This window comes from Microbacterium sp. NPDC055312, assembly GCF_053645675.1.
Genome location: NZ_JBSHMU010000011.1, coordinates 18921 through 31829, shown reverse-complemented (window position 1 = coordinate 31829; position 12909 = coordinate 18921). Strand labels below are relative to the sequence as shown.

Sequence of the window (12909 nt, the reverse complement as noted above, 5' to 3'; positions counted from 1 at the left end):
TTGTCTGCGCCGGCCTTGATGATGTGAGCCGCGTTCACGAGCTGATCGTGCCCGTACCCACCGACGTCGATGTTCGGCACGGTATCGGGGTCGATGCTCACACTGGTTCCTGGCCCGCTCTCGGGGTTGCACGCGAGTGCAGCCGTGGCGAAGAGGGGGATGGAGAGGATGCCGCCGAGCAGGAGCGCCGGCACGAGGATCGCGACGACGGGTCCGAGCTTCTTGTTGTTGTCGCTCATCAGCGCACGCCCTCGGGCGGGGTGAATCGGGCGACGAGCCAGGGACTCGCGCCGTCGAGGCGCGTGAGGATGAGCGTGTAGGGGCCGACGTCGGTCGGCACGTCGATGTGCACGACCATGGCGCTGGTGTCATCGGTGATCGTGCCGCTGCCGGTGACGCGGCTGGCGGGTACGACGGATGCCTGCACGTATGCGTAGTCGGTGCGGGCTTGGGGTGTCAGGAGCGGGGAAAGCTCCTTCCACCAGGTGTCCTGGTCGAGCGCGGGGCGGGCGAACGCGGTCATAGCCGCGTCCGCCGCCTCGATCGCTGCGGTTCGGTCTGTGTCGCTCCAGGTGGCGACGGGGACCGGGGCGATGGTCTGCCCTGTGTCCTCGTCGATGTATCCGGGCGGCACGGTCGGGAGGCCGGAAGGGTTCGGCATGCTGGGTGTGACCGACGGAGAAGAAGATTCTGTCGGGTATGTGTTCGGGTAATCGCTGGCGTTCGTGCATCCAACGGCCGTCAGCGCTACTAGCGCTACGGCCGTGATCGCCGGCCACACTCGTTGCATGAATCAGTCCTCCGTTGTCTGCTGCTCCCGGCTCGACCCCCGCCGCATCTGTTCTTTCAGCTCATCGCGAATGATGATCCACCCGCCTGCGACCTCGTAGCCGGGGATCTTCCCGGCTTTGAGCATGCTGTAGACACCCTGCGGGGTCTTGCGCACGAGAGTGGATACCTCCTTGACCGTCAACGTCTCAGGGAGATTCGCGAAGAGGGCATCGAGCGCATCATGGGGGCCGCCCATCACACGGTGCTCTCTTGTTTGCATGCCACCAGACTATAACAGAACGTACTAAACATAGGTAGATGGTTCGGTGTTGGGGGGAGACACCTAAACATGGTCATATTGCTCCAATCGTGCTAGATGGGTTAGTGTGGGGGGGAGACCACAATTCATTATCGGGGGGTCATAACGATGAGCGAAGGGAATCCCTGGGTCAGTCGCCCAGCTGTGGAGCCGACGCCGGTTGAGCCGCCGATCGAGCGGTCAGCGATTCCGACTGGTCCGACTGCGCCGCAGCTCGGCGTGCCCGCGCCCGAAGCCGCCGACCGCCTGCCGTTCCGAAACGTCGGGCATTGGTCGCCTCTGTGGATCGTCGGTGCACACGGTGGCGCGGGGGAGTCCACACTGGCCGCGCTGATCCCGGGCGCGACCGTGACGGATCACCACTGGCCGCAGCAGGCCGGTGGGGTCGTCCGCGCTGTTGTGGTCGCTCGGTCGAATTTGAGGGGCCTGGCGGCCGCTCAGGTGGCCGCGCAGCAGTGGGCGTCGCGCCTGGTCCCCGGCGTCGACCTGCTCGGCCTCGTCATCATGGCCGATGCCCCTGGCAGACTTCCCCGCCCGTTGCGCGACCGCTTGCAGGTCGTCGCGGGCGGGTACGCGCGCACCTGGACGGTGCCGTGGATCGATACGTGGCGAACGAGCGAAGTCGACTCGGCCGCCGCCCCGCGTGAGGTCCGTCGCGTCGTCGACGAGCTGACCGCACTCGCGAACACCCAACAGAAAGGATGAGGCCAATGCCTCTGATTGACACCCTGCTCACGGCAGCGGCACTGCTTCCGGCCCAGATTCCGGACCCGGGCCCCGTGCAGCCTCCGGGCACTGGCGGCTTCACGACCGTTATCTCCTGGGTCAAGTGGATCGGCTTCGCCCTCGCGGGCGTCGCGATCGTCATTGTCGCGATCCGCATGTTCTTCAACAGCCGCCGCGGTGAGGGCGGCGAGCACGCCGGGGCGCTCGGCTGGATTCTCGGTGGCGTCATCCTGATCGGTGGCGGTGCCGGTATCGTCTCGGCGCTGATGGGCGGTTAACCCATGTCCCTCGACGACGAGACGACTCAGCAGAGTCCGTTCCGCCGCCCCGGCTGGATCGCCGCGGCGGTGGTGGTGGGCCTGCTCATCGTTGCCGCCGTGGTGGTCTGGATCGTCAGCTCGGTTTCGTCCTCGGATGACCCCGAGCCGGCTCCGCAGCCGTCCGAGTCGTCGACGTCCGCCCCGGCCCCCTCGGAGGGGGCTGCGGGCGGTTCGTCTATCTGCGGGCTCGACCTGGTGGAGATGAGCGGCACGCTCGACACGGCACCCGCGACGACCTGGGACTACGCCGGCACGACACCGTTCCCGGTGTCCGATGAGTTCGGCCCTGCCGACACGACGGACGCCGGCATCAAGACGTGCTTTGCACGTACTCCCGAAGGTGCGGCCCTGGCGGCGTCTGTAGGAGTGGGCTATTTGATGAACCCCGACACCATTCAGCCTTGGCGTGAGTCTGCACTCGCCAAGGGACCGATCCGTGACCAGGTGCTCAGCACCCCGCCCACGGACGTGTCGTCGGAGGTCCGCGCCGAGGTGACGGCATTCCGCCTCCTGAGCTATGACGGCGACTCCGCTCGAGTAGACGTCGGCGTCACGGTGACCGGAAACGGGAACACCGGCTACCTGTCGATCGTCATGCCCCTCATCTGGGAGGACGGCGACTGGAAGGTGAACTACTCCGAAACCGATCTGACCGAACGGCCTGCGCAGCTCCCGAATCTCGCCGGCTACATCCACTGGGAGGGGTGAGCGACCTATGTGCTCAATTCTTGACCCCGTTGGCTGCGCCGAAGACATGGTGAACTCTGTCGTCGGCGGCGCGATCGAGGACATGGCGAACGCCGTCATTGAGGGCGTCGGCAAGGTCATCGCGTCGTTCGGGACGATGTGGGTCAACATTGGCACACCGGTCCTCACGGGCGGCGACGGCGGCTCCGCGGCAGGCGCGGACGCCGGTTTCTCTGCACCGGTCCTCCAGGTGCTCGGCTACATCACCTGGATCGGCTACGCGGTCGCGATCATCGCGATCATCGCGCTGGCCTCGATCACGACCGTGAAGGTTCGCCGCGGTGAGGGGCTGCTGGCCGTAGGACGGCTCGGCATCATCCTCGCCGCGGTGATCCTCATTGGCGGCGCATCCGGCCTCGTCGCGGGGCTGCTCCCGAGCGGTCCTGTCGGGGCCGGCGGCGCGGTCGCATTCCTCCAGGGCTCGCTCTGGTGGATCATGCTCGCGGTCGCGGTCGGCGCGACGATCGTCGGTGCGATCCGCATGGCGGTGACGATGCGGGCGGAACCCGGTAAGGACGTGTTCTTCGGGCTTCTGCGGCTCATTGTCGTCGCCGGGGCCGGCGTCGGCATTGTCGCCCTGCTGGTGACTGCGGCCGATGCGTTCTCGGTGTGGATCATCGACCGCTCGACCGACTGCAACCTGGCCAGCGGCGACAGCACGTGCTTCGGCCGCAACATCAGCAACCTGCTGGTGTTGACCACGACCGGCACGGCGGGCGCACCTGGTCTGGGCGCGCTGCTCGTCATCATCCTCGGCGTCATCGCGATCATCGTCGCGGTGGTGCAGATCATCCTCATGCTCGCCCGTGGCGGCATGCTCGTGGTCCTCACGGGCATCCTCCCGCTGTCGGCCGCGGCCGCGATGAGCGGTGAATCGGGCAAAGGATGGTTCAACAAGAACGTGGCCTGGCTGGTCGCATTCATCCTCTACAAGCCCGCGGCGGCGATCATCTACGCGGCCGCGTTCCAGCTCGCCGGAACCGACGTTTTCAAGGACGACGGCACGGGCCTTATCTCGGTCATCACGGGCCTCATGATGATGCTGCTCGCGCTTGTCGCGCTGCCGGCGCTCATGCGGTTCGTGACGCCGATGGTCGGGGCTATGGCAGGCGGCGCTGGAGGCGGCATGCTCGCCGCGGCCGGGGTAGCTGCCGTCCCCAGTGGCGCAGCACAGATCGGCCGTCTCGGCGGCGGCGCGGGCGGAGGCTCGACCGCTTCCCCATCCACGGCTGGCGCGACCGGCTCGACAGGCACGGCCGGGTCCGCTGGCTCGGCTGGTTCGCAGGGCCAGGCCGGGGCGGCTGCTGCGAGTCGGGGGGCCGCTGCCGGTGGTGGAGCTGCGGGCGGTGGAGCTGCCGCTGGTGGTGGCGCTGCTGCCGCTGGTGGTGGCGCTGCTGCCGCTGGTGGTGGAGCCGCCGCTGCGGGCGGTGGTGCTGCCGCTGGCGCATCTGCTGGCGCAGCCGCAGGCCCGTGGGGGGCCGCTGCGGGCGCAGCGGTCGGTGCGGCCAAGCAGGTAGGCGATGCAGCGAAGGGCGCTGCACAGAAGCTAGGCGATCAGGCGACAGGAGAGGGTCCAAGTGGCAACCGTTGAGACGTCGAGCCGACAGGCTCGTACATATGGAAACTGGCGTCGACCGACGTCGGCCGGACTTCTCGGTCTCGGCGCGGTAGGGACGGGTCTGCTGCTCGTCGGCATGCTCGTCGTCGTCCTCGTGTTGATGACGCGCGGCATGCTGGATGCGGCGATCACCGCCGTGGTGATCCTGTTGCTGCTCGTCCTGCTGATGGTGCGTGATTCCCACGGGAAGAACGCGCTGTCGCGGATCTCCAACCGGGTCGGGTGGTGGGTCGCCCGGTCACGCGGCACGAACGTGTACCGCTCCGGTCCCACGGGCCGCACGCCCTGGGGAACCAACCAGCTCCCCGGCCTCGCATCGACGATCCGCCTCAGCGAGCACCGCGACTCCTACAATCGGCCGTTCGCGTTGCTGTTCCACCCGTCGACGGCGAACTACAGCGTCGTTATCGGCACGGAGCCTGCCGGGGCATCGCTCGTCGACGGCGAGCAGATCGACGTGTGGGTGGCCGACTGGGGCCACTGGCTGGCGAACCTGGCCGATGAGGCCGGCGTCGAGTCGGCCACGGTGACGATCGAGACGGCTCCCGACTCCGGCACCCGCCTGCGCCGCGAGGTCGAGACGAACCTCGACGAGAACGCGCCCGCGTTCGCTCGCGAAATGCTCATCGAGGCCGTCGACCGCTACCCCGCCGGCTCCAGCATCGTTCGCGCGTATGTGACGATCACCTTCAACGCCGCCGCCCGACAGGGCGGTAAGCGCCGGAAGCCGGACGACATGGCGCGCGAGCTGGCATCGCGCCTGCCGGGTCTGACTCAGACCCTCCAGGCGACGGGGGCGGGTGCTGCGCACCCCCTGACAGCGCAACAGCTCTGCGAGGTCATCCGTATCGCATACGACCCGGCAGCCTCCGTGCTCATCGACGAGGCGCACGCGGCTGGCCAGCCGCCCGAGCTGGACTGGAACGACGTCGGCCCGTCCGCCGCTCAGGCGAATTGGGCGAGCTACCGTCACGACTCCGGGCACTCGATCACCTGGTCGATGACCGGAGCACCGCGCGGCAACGTCCAGTCCGGCGTCCTCGGCCGCCTCCTGGCACCGCACCGCGACATTGCGCGCAAGCGCATCACTCTGCTGTACCGGCCTATCTCCCCGGCTCGCGCCGCGGCGATGGTCGAGGCCGACCTGCGCGCCGCCGAGTTCCGCGCCACGGCCGACAGCAAAGCGAAGGCGCGCGACGTCATGTCGATGCGCGCGGCCGCGGCGACAGCGGCAGAAGAGGCCAGCGGCGCGGGCCTCGTGAACTTCGGGATGCTCGTCACCGCCACGGTGCGCACGCCCGCTGAGGAAGCGGATGCCGTCGCCGCGATCGACAACCTCGGCGCGACCGCGCGACTGCGTCTGCGGCCCGTCTACGGCTCGCAGGACAGCGCATTTGCCGCCGCCCTCCCGCTGGGGCTCGTCCTGTCCAAGCACATCAAGATTCCCGCCGAGCTGCGGAACAACCTGTAGGAGGTCGCTATGGCTACCACCAAGAAGCGCCGCGCGTCGAAGGTCGACGCCCCCAAGAAGGCACCGGCCATTCGCCCCGAGCGCCCGGGCCTGCGCGGGTGGCTCGGCCGCGGCCGCGGTGAGTCGTTCTACGTGCAGCAGCCCGACGAGTGGCGCGGCACAACGGTCCAGGTCTGCGGCCTGTGGCCGTTCGCGATTGGCACCGGGACGCCGATGGTCGGCGTCCCGCTCGGCCGACACATCTACACGGGCGCGACCGTGTGCTGCGACCCGATCAGCTGGTTCCAGCGCGCGAAGCTCATCAGCAACCCGTCCGTGTTCGTGCTCGGCAAGCCGGGTCTTGGCAAGTCGACGATCATCCGCCGCATGGCCACGGGCCTCGCCGGCTACGGCGTGATGCCCCTCGTGCTGGGCGACTTGAAGCCGGATTACGTCGACCTCATCAATGCGATGGGCGGGCAGATCATCACCCTCGGCCGCGGCCGCGGGTATCTGAACGTTCTCGATCCTGGCGAGGCCGTCGAGGCGGCCGCACGGCTGCGAGAAGAGGGCTTCGAGAAGGAAGCAGCTCAGGTCATGGCCGACGCCCACGGGCGTCGGCACACGATCGTCTCCGCCCTCCTGACGATCATCAGGCAGCAGCCGCCGACCGACCGCGAAGAGACGATCCTGGACCGAGCGCTGAAGTGGCTCGACGAGCACCACGACGGGGTGCCCGTGCTGGGCGACCTCCTGCGAGTCATCCAGGACGGCCCGAAGGAGGTCAGAGAGGTCGCGCTGGATCGCGGCATCGACGAGAAGTACAAGGCGATCACCGAACACCTGGAGGCGTCGCTGATCGGCCTCGTCGGCGGCGGCCGCCTCGGGGAGACGTTCGCTCGCCCCACGACGAACCCGATGCGGCGCGACCGTCCCGTGGTCTACGACGTCAGCGCGATCGACGACTCCGACATGGACCTCCAGGCGGCGACCCTGCTCGCATGCTGGAGCGCCGGCTTCGGAACCGTCAACGTCGCGAACGCGCTGGCGGATGCGGGCCTGGAGCCGCGCCGCCACTACTTCGTCATCCTCGACGAGCTGTGGCGGGCGCTGCGCGCCGGCCGCGGCATGGTCGATCGCGTCGACGCACTCACCCGCCTGAACCGTCAGCGCGGCGTCGGCATGGCGATGATTTCGCACACGATGAGCGACCTGCTCGCCCTCCCCAGCGAGGACGACCGGATGAAGGCCAAGGGCTTCGTCGAGCGCTCCGGCATGGTCATCTGCGGCGGCCTGCCGTCCGCAGAAATGCCGCAGCTCACGAGCGCGGTGCCGTTCTCGAACGCCGAGCAAGAACTACTCATCGGCTGGCAGGACCCGCCTGAGTGGGACCCCGCGACCGGCCGCGAGGCCGAGCCTCCCGGCCGCGGCAAGTTCCTCGTGAAGGTCGGCGGACGCCCCGGCATCCCCGTCAACGTCGAGCTGACGTCCGTGGAGCTCCAGGTGAGCGACACGAACAAGCTCTGGCACGACCAGTCCCGCGTCGGCCGTCGCAGCCGCCGCGCACACGCTGAGGAGGCCGTCGCATGAACCAGCCCAACAACCGCCGCCGCGATCCCGCGGGCATGTCCGGTCAGAGCCTCGCCGTCCTCGTCATCGCGGGCGGCGCGGCCGTTCTGGGCGTGGGAGCGTGGACATCGGTCACTCTCGCCCACCAGTGGGCGGGGACCGCCGACACGCTCCCCTCGGACCCCTTCAAAGTCGTCATCGACCTCTTCCGGGGGCGCATCGAGTGGCTGCCGGCGTCGACGTGGATCGCGGTCGGATTCGCCGTCGCGGCGCTGCTCCTGGTCGCGTTGTACCTGTGGCTCCGTCACGGCGGGCAGAAGAACCGCACGCGCGTCGACTCTGCCTCCCGGTACATGGGTATCGGTCGGGACGTGGAGGCGCTGAGCGAGAAGTCGGCCCGCGCGACCGCGCAGCGCCTCGGTGTCGCTGACAGCGCCGGTGTCCCCATCGGCACGCACCTGTTCAGCGGCAAACCGCTGTTCGCGTCCTGGGAGGACATGCACATCGACATTTGGGGGCCGCGGACCGGTAAGACGACCTCGCGGGCCGTGCCGGCGATCCTCGACGCACCTGGGGCCGCTCTCGTCACGTCGAACAAGCGCGACGTCGTGGACGCGACTCGCGACGTACGCGCCGAGCGGGGCCCGGTCTGGGTGTTCGATCCGCAGGGCATCGCTCTGGAGGAACCGACCTGGTACTGGAACCCGCTCAGCTACGTCACCGACGAGGTGCGAGCTGCCAAGCTCGCGGAGCACTTCGCTGCGGGTAGCCGTGAGCCGGGGGCCAAGACGGATGCCTACTTCGACCCGGCTGGCCAGGACCTCCTGGCCGGTCTGCTTCTCGCCGCAGCTCTCGACGGCCGCCCGATCACCGACGTGTACCGGTGGCTCACCCGGCCGAGCGAGGAAGAACCGGTGCGCATCCTGGAATCCCACGGCTTCGACCTGACAGCCGACCAGGTGGCCGGCGTCGTCAACGCCCCGGACAAGCAGCGCGGCGGCATCTACGGTACGGCGCAGCAAATGGCGGCCTGCCTGACCAACCGCACGATCGTCCGGTGGATCGTCCCCGAGCCTGGCGACCTGCGGCCGACGTTCGACCCGGCCGCTTTCGTGCGCGCGGGCGGCACGCTCTACAGCCTCTCCAAGGAGGGTCGCGGCACCGCCGGCCCGCTCGTCACGGCGCTCACGGTCGCCGTCGTCGAGGCCGCCGAAGAACTCGCCGTGCACTCGCCTGGCGGACGCCTCTCGACGCCGCTCCTCGGCGTACTCGACGAGGCCGCGAACGTCTGCCGGTGGCGGACTCTCCCGGACCTCTACAGCCACTACGGCAGCCGGGGAATCGTCCTCATGACCATCCTGCAGTCGTGGTCGCAGGGCGTCGACGTGTGGGGCGAGTCCGGCATGCGCAAACTGTGGTCGGCCTCGAACATCAAGTGCTACGGCGGTGGCGTCTCGGAGACGGCATTCCTGGAGGATCTGTCACGGCTCATCGGTGAGCACGATCGCGTGCGCACATCGGTGTCGTCGGGCACCGGGCACCGCTCGGTGTCTCAGCAAGTGCAGCGTGAGCGCACTCTGGACGTCTCGGAGCTCGGCGCGATGCCGAAGGGTCGCGCCGTGGTGATCGCGTCGGGTTCTCGGCCGACACTGATCCGCACGAAGCCCTGGATGACGGGGCCGTTCGCGGAGAAGGTTCGCGCCTCGATCAAAGCGCACGACCCGCAAGCCCCGCGCACGATCGCGGAGGCTGAGGCCGAAGTCGCCACGGTGGAACGTCAGCTCGAGCAGGAGGGCGCAGCATGAGCGGTCTGGGTGAGTGGGACGACGAGGAAGAAACGACCTGGCCGGCCCCTGACGGCGGTTCTGACGCGACGGCCGGCGACGCCGGCAGTGAGACACCCGATCCCGGTCCGCAGCTCGTCTACGGCAACGTCAGCGAGTTCGTCGACCAGTTCCTCCGGCACGCCTACCGGCGTAAGACGAGCGGTCGGCTGGCGCCGTGGTGGTCGGGCGAGTGGTGGAAGCACGACGAGGCCGTGATGCGCCTCGAAGCACTGTGGCGGGCGTGGGAGCACCTGCGCCTCGATCCGGCGACGGGCATGTCCGTGTGGTGGCGGGATCACGCCGACCACCACATGCGGGTGCTCATGGCGGACGACGGCCCTTTCCACGGATCTCCCGATGCGATCGACTACGGAAAGCCGTTGACGCACGTCGAGCCGCCCGAAGGGCTGTTCGTCGACGAGCGAGTCACACCGACCTCCTGACGCAACGAGAGAGGGCCGCACCCACCGGGTGCGGCCCTCTCTCGTTGCGCTCAGCGGCCGAGCTGCTGTGTCCGTCCCGCGCTGGCTCCGATGCGCGTCTTGCGCGCCTTCGCCGTCTTGCCGGCGATCACCGCCTCGGACGCCGGCCGGCCCTGGCTGACGTCCGCACGCATGCGCGTCGCGACCGTCTCCTGGTCGATCTGCTTACCCTCCAGCTCGGCCGCGCGCGCAGCTCGTCGACCGGCGCTGTCGTAGTCCTGGCCGGACTCCCCGCGCGTCTCTGCGGAGGCGTCGCGCAGCTCGCCCGCCTGAGCCGCTGCGGCGTCACGCTCGGCAGGGTCCGGCTCGTGCTGCGCGGCCCCCTCAGCCTGTGCCGCCTGCGCGTCGAGCCGGTCGGCCTCGCTGAGGGTCACCGCGGCGTCAGCGCGGTCCTCCTGCTCCTTGCGGCGCTCTTCCTGGGCGAGCCTTTCGAGACGCTCGGCCTCCAGCCGCGCCACCCACTCCTGCACCTTCGCCGGGTCGCTGCCGAGCGCGTCGGTGACGATGCCGTAGCGCTCGTGCAGCTCGACCTTCATCCGGTCCTCCGCGGCGCGCGCTTCCGGCTCGAACTCACGCCACGCGCGCGCCGTGGCGAACGTCTGGCCGATCCGCTGAGGGTCGTTCTGGTTCCAGAACTCCGCCCCGTGCACCTGCCGGACCTCGGCCACCGCCGCGGCGCGTTCGGCCTCGAACCGGTCGCGCAGGTCCCGGGCCTCCGTCGCCGTCCGCGCCTCCAGCTCACGGGCGCGCTGTGCGATCGCCTGGCTGAGCTGTTCACCGAGCCGAGCGCCGGCCGTGACGGCAACGCGGGCCATGCCCTCCAGGCTTTCTTCGATTCCGTCTGTATCCACCATTTCCGTACCCTCCTATCGCTCGGGGCCGCGCTCCGGCTCCTTGACGCTCGGGCTCACGCGCGGGCGGTCGGGCAGCTCGGTAGGCAGCGGCGAACCGATCTTGTTGACGTCTGTGCGGCCGGCGCTGATGCGCTGCTTCATCGCCTCCAGCTCCGGGTCGACCGTGGCCACCTGTGCCGGTGCCGGCGCGGTCGTCGCGTAAGCCTCCAGGCGAGCGTGCACGGTGCGCAGGTGGTCGCGCTCAGCGTCCCGAATGGCCTGTGCCTGGCGCAGCTCCCCGCTCGCGCGTGCAGCGTCGTAGACCGCCTTCGCGAGGTTCGCCAGCTGACGGATCATGATGACCTGTGCAGCGAGCCCCTGCCCGCCCCGCGCGCCCGATGCCAGGAGCATCGCCGTGCCGGCGAGCGACCCCATGCTGGTCGGCTTGGGCTTGATCGGCGTGCGCCAGGTCTGCGCCGACCGGGACAGAATGTCGGAGGCGCGCGCCAGGTCGCCAGGCTCGTCCTCGACCGCGTTAGACCACGCCGCGAAAGCTCCCGCCGTGTGGCGAGCGACGCGCGCCCACGTCTCGCGATCGTCGACCGGAACGCTGCGCAGACGGTCGCGCAGCTCGCCCAGCTCGGCGTTCATCTGCTCGAACATCTGCGGGTCTACCTCGGCCGCCTCACGCCCGGGCTGCACGACTCGGCGGCCACGGTAAGCGGCGTTCCACTCGGCCGCCGCGTCCGTCGCGCCGGTCGGGGTATCGGGCCATTCGGCGCGCAGCCTCGGCAGCGTGAGGTCGCGCCCAAGGTGCCCGCCGCCGTACCAGATCGGCCGTTCGCCGGCCTCGGGTCGACCGGCCACGCTGTAGCCGGTGATGACGTCCTGGGTGCCCTCCGCAAACCGGGGCCGGACGATGAGGCCTGACCGCCGCATGCGGCGAACGAACTCGCCTTCGCTCTCCGCCGCGGTGGCACACCCGCGCACCGTGCGCGCGAGTGCGTACCGGGGCTGATCGGCGCTCTTCTCCGCGGCGATACGGGCCTGCCGGTCGATGGGCGTCAGCTGCTCCCACGACGGCATCGGCTCGTCGCTCTCACGGCGAGTCCGGTCGTACTTCCACTCGGCGCGCGAGCGTGCCTGTGCCTCCTGCTCGGCGGGGTCGTAACCGCGCGTCGAGCGCTCGGCCGATGCGGACTCCAGCTCTTCCAGGCCGTACTTCTGCTCCAGTGCGCGTGCGGCCTTCTGTGCACGGTGGAAGTCGTTGTGAACGCTCGCCTTCGTGCCGTCCTCGCGCACGAGGTTGACCACGATGTGAATGTGGTCATTGCCGTTCTGACTGACCCCGTGGCGGACGGCTGCCCACCGTGTCGGAGCCTTCGTCCCTTCGGCGTCATCGAAGTCCATCAGCTTCACAAAGTCGTTGGCGATCGCGTTCCACTGATCGTCCGTCAGCATGCCTTCTTCGGCGCGCAGAGACAGCGAGCAATGCCACACGTGACCGCCCGCAACCTCCGTACCAAACGCCTGCTTGGTGCGGTCCAGGTGCCGCGCGATCGCGAGTGCAGAGTCACGTCCAAGCTCGGTGTCTGCGTGCCACGCCATGATCGCGTCATCGCCTGCGACAACGTGCGGCTCTGTGTGCTCGTTGTGGCGACCCGCTCCCGCGAGGTACGTCAGCAATCCGGACATGCGATCGCCGCGCACGACGTTCGGCATCATGCGCGGACTCCGAGCTGATCCACTACCTCGTCGATCTGCTCTGCCGTGCGTCGCACCGCGGCGATGGTGTGCCGCAGCTCGTCGCGCAGCTCGACGGGCACGAACCCCTCGGCGTTCGTTGCGCGTGCGATCTGATTGAGGTTGTTACCGACGCTCGCGAGTGAACGGTGCAGCCGGAACAGGTCTGCAAGCTGCTCACGCCGTGCCGTCGCCGTCTCGCCCGTCTCGGGTGCCATCGCGCACTCGTACAGGTAGCGCGGGATCGTCACGTTCTGCGCAAGCGCACGACGGTACAGCTCGCCCTCTTCCTCGGGCGACACCCATACCTCGTGCCGCTTCGTGCGTCCCCCCGGGACATTCGCACGACGTCGCCCCTTGGACGTGCGGCGCTCCGGCGACTCGTTCGCCATAACAACACCGCCTTTCTCATGCCCAGCGCAGCGACCCCGAACGGGGACCACACGTCAAGTGTGCCGCATCCGCGACCCCGTGTCGAGGATCAAGCCCCAGTTACCCCGGGTAA

The 12909-nt window shown here is 69.1% G+C and carries 13 protein-coding genes and 1 pseudogene; 8 read left to right on the top strand and 6 right to left on the bottom strand.

The genetic code is table 11. From position 1 onward, the window contains the following. The 3 genes and pseudogenes from ACWIDW_RS14790 to ACWIDW_RS14780 all read right to left on the bottom strand — a co-directional run. Positions 1-239: pseudogene (locus ACWIDW_RS14790) on the bottom strand (M23 family metallopeptidase); the annotation flags it as partial. Next, positions 239-661 (bottom strand): hypothetical protein, encoded by a 423-nt coding sequence (locus ACWIDW_RS14785; protein ID WP_363371029.1) that lies wholly within the window; start codon positions 659-661, stop codon positions 239-241. The pseudogene ACWIDW_RS14790 and the gene ACWIDW_RS14785, both read right to left, overlap by 1 nt. A 132-nt stretch (positions 662-793) precedes the next feature. After that, on the bottom strand, positions 794-1051 hold the full coding sequence (locus ACWIDW_RS14780) for a helix-turn-helix domain-containing protein (protein ID WP_454126012.1): 258 nt from the start codon (positions 1049-1051) through the stop codon (positions 794-796). A 258-nt stretch (positions 1052-1309) separates the two neighbouring features. Here ACWIDW_RS14780 and ACWIDW_RS14775 point away from each other — a divergent pair, with 258 nt between their 5' ends. From ACWIDW_RS14775 to ACWIDW_RS14740, 8 genes are all read left to right on the top strand, one after another. Beyond that, on the top strand, positions 1310-1795 hold the full coding sequence (locus ACWIDW_RS14775; RefSeq protein ID WP_363371035.1) for a DUF6668 family protein: 486 nt from the start codon (positions 1310-1312) through the stop codon (positions 1793-1795). A gap of 5 nt (positions 1796-1800) precedes the next feature. Continuing rightward, positions 1801-2094: a hypothetical protein gene (locus tag ACWIDW_RS14770; protein WP_046746563.1), complete on the top strand. Its 294-nt coding sequence runs from the start codon at positions 1801-1803 to the stop codon at positions 2092-2094. Between the two features lie 3 nt (positions 2095-2097). After that, positions 2098-2844 (top strand): hypothetical protein, encoded by a 747-nt coding sequence (locus ACWIDW_RS14765; protein WP_259955007.1) that lies wholly within the window; start codon positions 2098-2100, stop codon positions 2842-2844. Positions 2845-2926: 82 nt separating this feature from the next. Further along, entirely contained in the window at positions 2927-4474 is a 1548-nt protein-coding gene (locus tag ACWIDW_RS14760) for a hypothetical protein (protein ID WP_454126011.1), read from the top strand. Beyond that, the gene (locus tag ACWIDW_RS14755) at positions 4461-5972 is read left to right on the top strand and encodes an SCO6880 family protein (protein WP_454126010.1); all 1512 of its coding nucleotides are present in this window, start codon (positions 4461-4463) and stop codon (positions 5970-5972) included. The genes ACWIDW_RS14760 and ACWIDW_RS14755 overlap by 14 nt, the downstream gene beginning before the upstream one ends. 9 nt (positions 5973-5981) lie before the next feature. Continuing rightward, positions 5982-7541, top strand: coding sequence for an ATP/GTP-binding protein (locus tag ACWIDW_RS14750; protein ID WP_454126009.1), 1560 nt, complete (start codon positions 5982-5984; stop codon positions 7539-7541). Continuing rightward, positions 7538-9325 (top strand): type IV secretory system conjugative DNA transfer family protein, encoded by a 1788-nt coding sequence (locus tag ACWIDW_RS14745; protein ID WP_454126008.1) that lies wholly within the window; start codon positions 7538-7540, stop codon positions 9323-9325. The genes ACWIDW_RS14750 and ACWIDW_RS14745 overlap by 4 nt, the downstream gene beginning before the upstream one ends. After that, positions 9322-9789 (top strand): DUF4913 domain-containing protein, encoded by a 468-nt coding sequence (locus ACWIDW_RS14740; protein WP_454126007.1) that lies wholly within the window; start codon positions 9322-9324, stop codon positions 9787-9789. The genes ACWIDW_RS14745 and ACWIDW_RS14740 overlap by 4 nt, the downstream gene beginning before the upstream one ends. A 50-nt stretch (positions 9790-9839) precedes the next feature. On the opposite strand, the gene ACWIDW_RS14735 is transcribed toward ACWIDW_RS14740, so the two are convergent. Genes ACWIDW_RS14735 through ACWIDW_RS14725 form a run of 3 tightly spaced genes read right to left on the bottom strand, consistent with a single transcriptional unit; the run spans position 9840 to position 12796 of the window. Then, positions 9840-10643: a hypothetical protein gene (locus ACWIDW_RS14735; protein WP_454126006.1), complete on the bottom strand. Its 804-nt coding sequence runs from the start codon at positions 10641-10643 to the stop codon at positions 9840-9842. A 51-nt stretch (positions 10644-10694) separates the two neighbouring features. Next, positions 10695-12386, bottom strand: coding sequence for a relaxase/mobilization nuclease domain-containing protein (locus tag ACWIDW_RS14730; protein WP_454126005.1), 1692 nt, complete (start codon positions 12384-12386; stop codon positions 10695-10697). Beyond that, entirely contained in the window at positions 12383-12796 is a 414-nt protein-coding gene (locus tag ACWIDW_RS14725) for a plasmid mobilization protein (RefSeq protein WP_454126004.1), read from the bottom strand. The genes ACWIDW_RS14730 and ACWIDW_RS14725 overlap by 4 nt, the downstream gene beginning before the upstream one ends. Positions 12797-12909 lie beyond the last annotated feature (113 nt).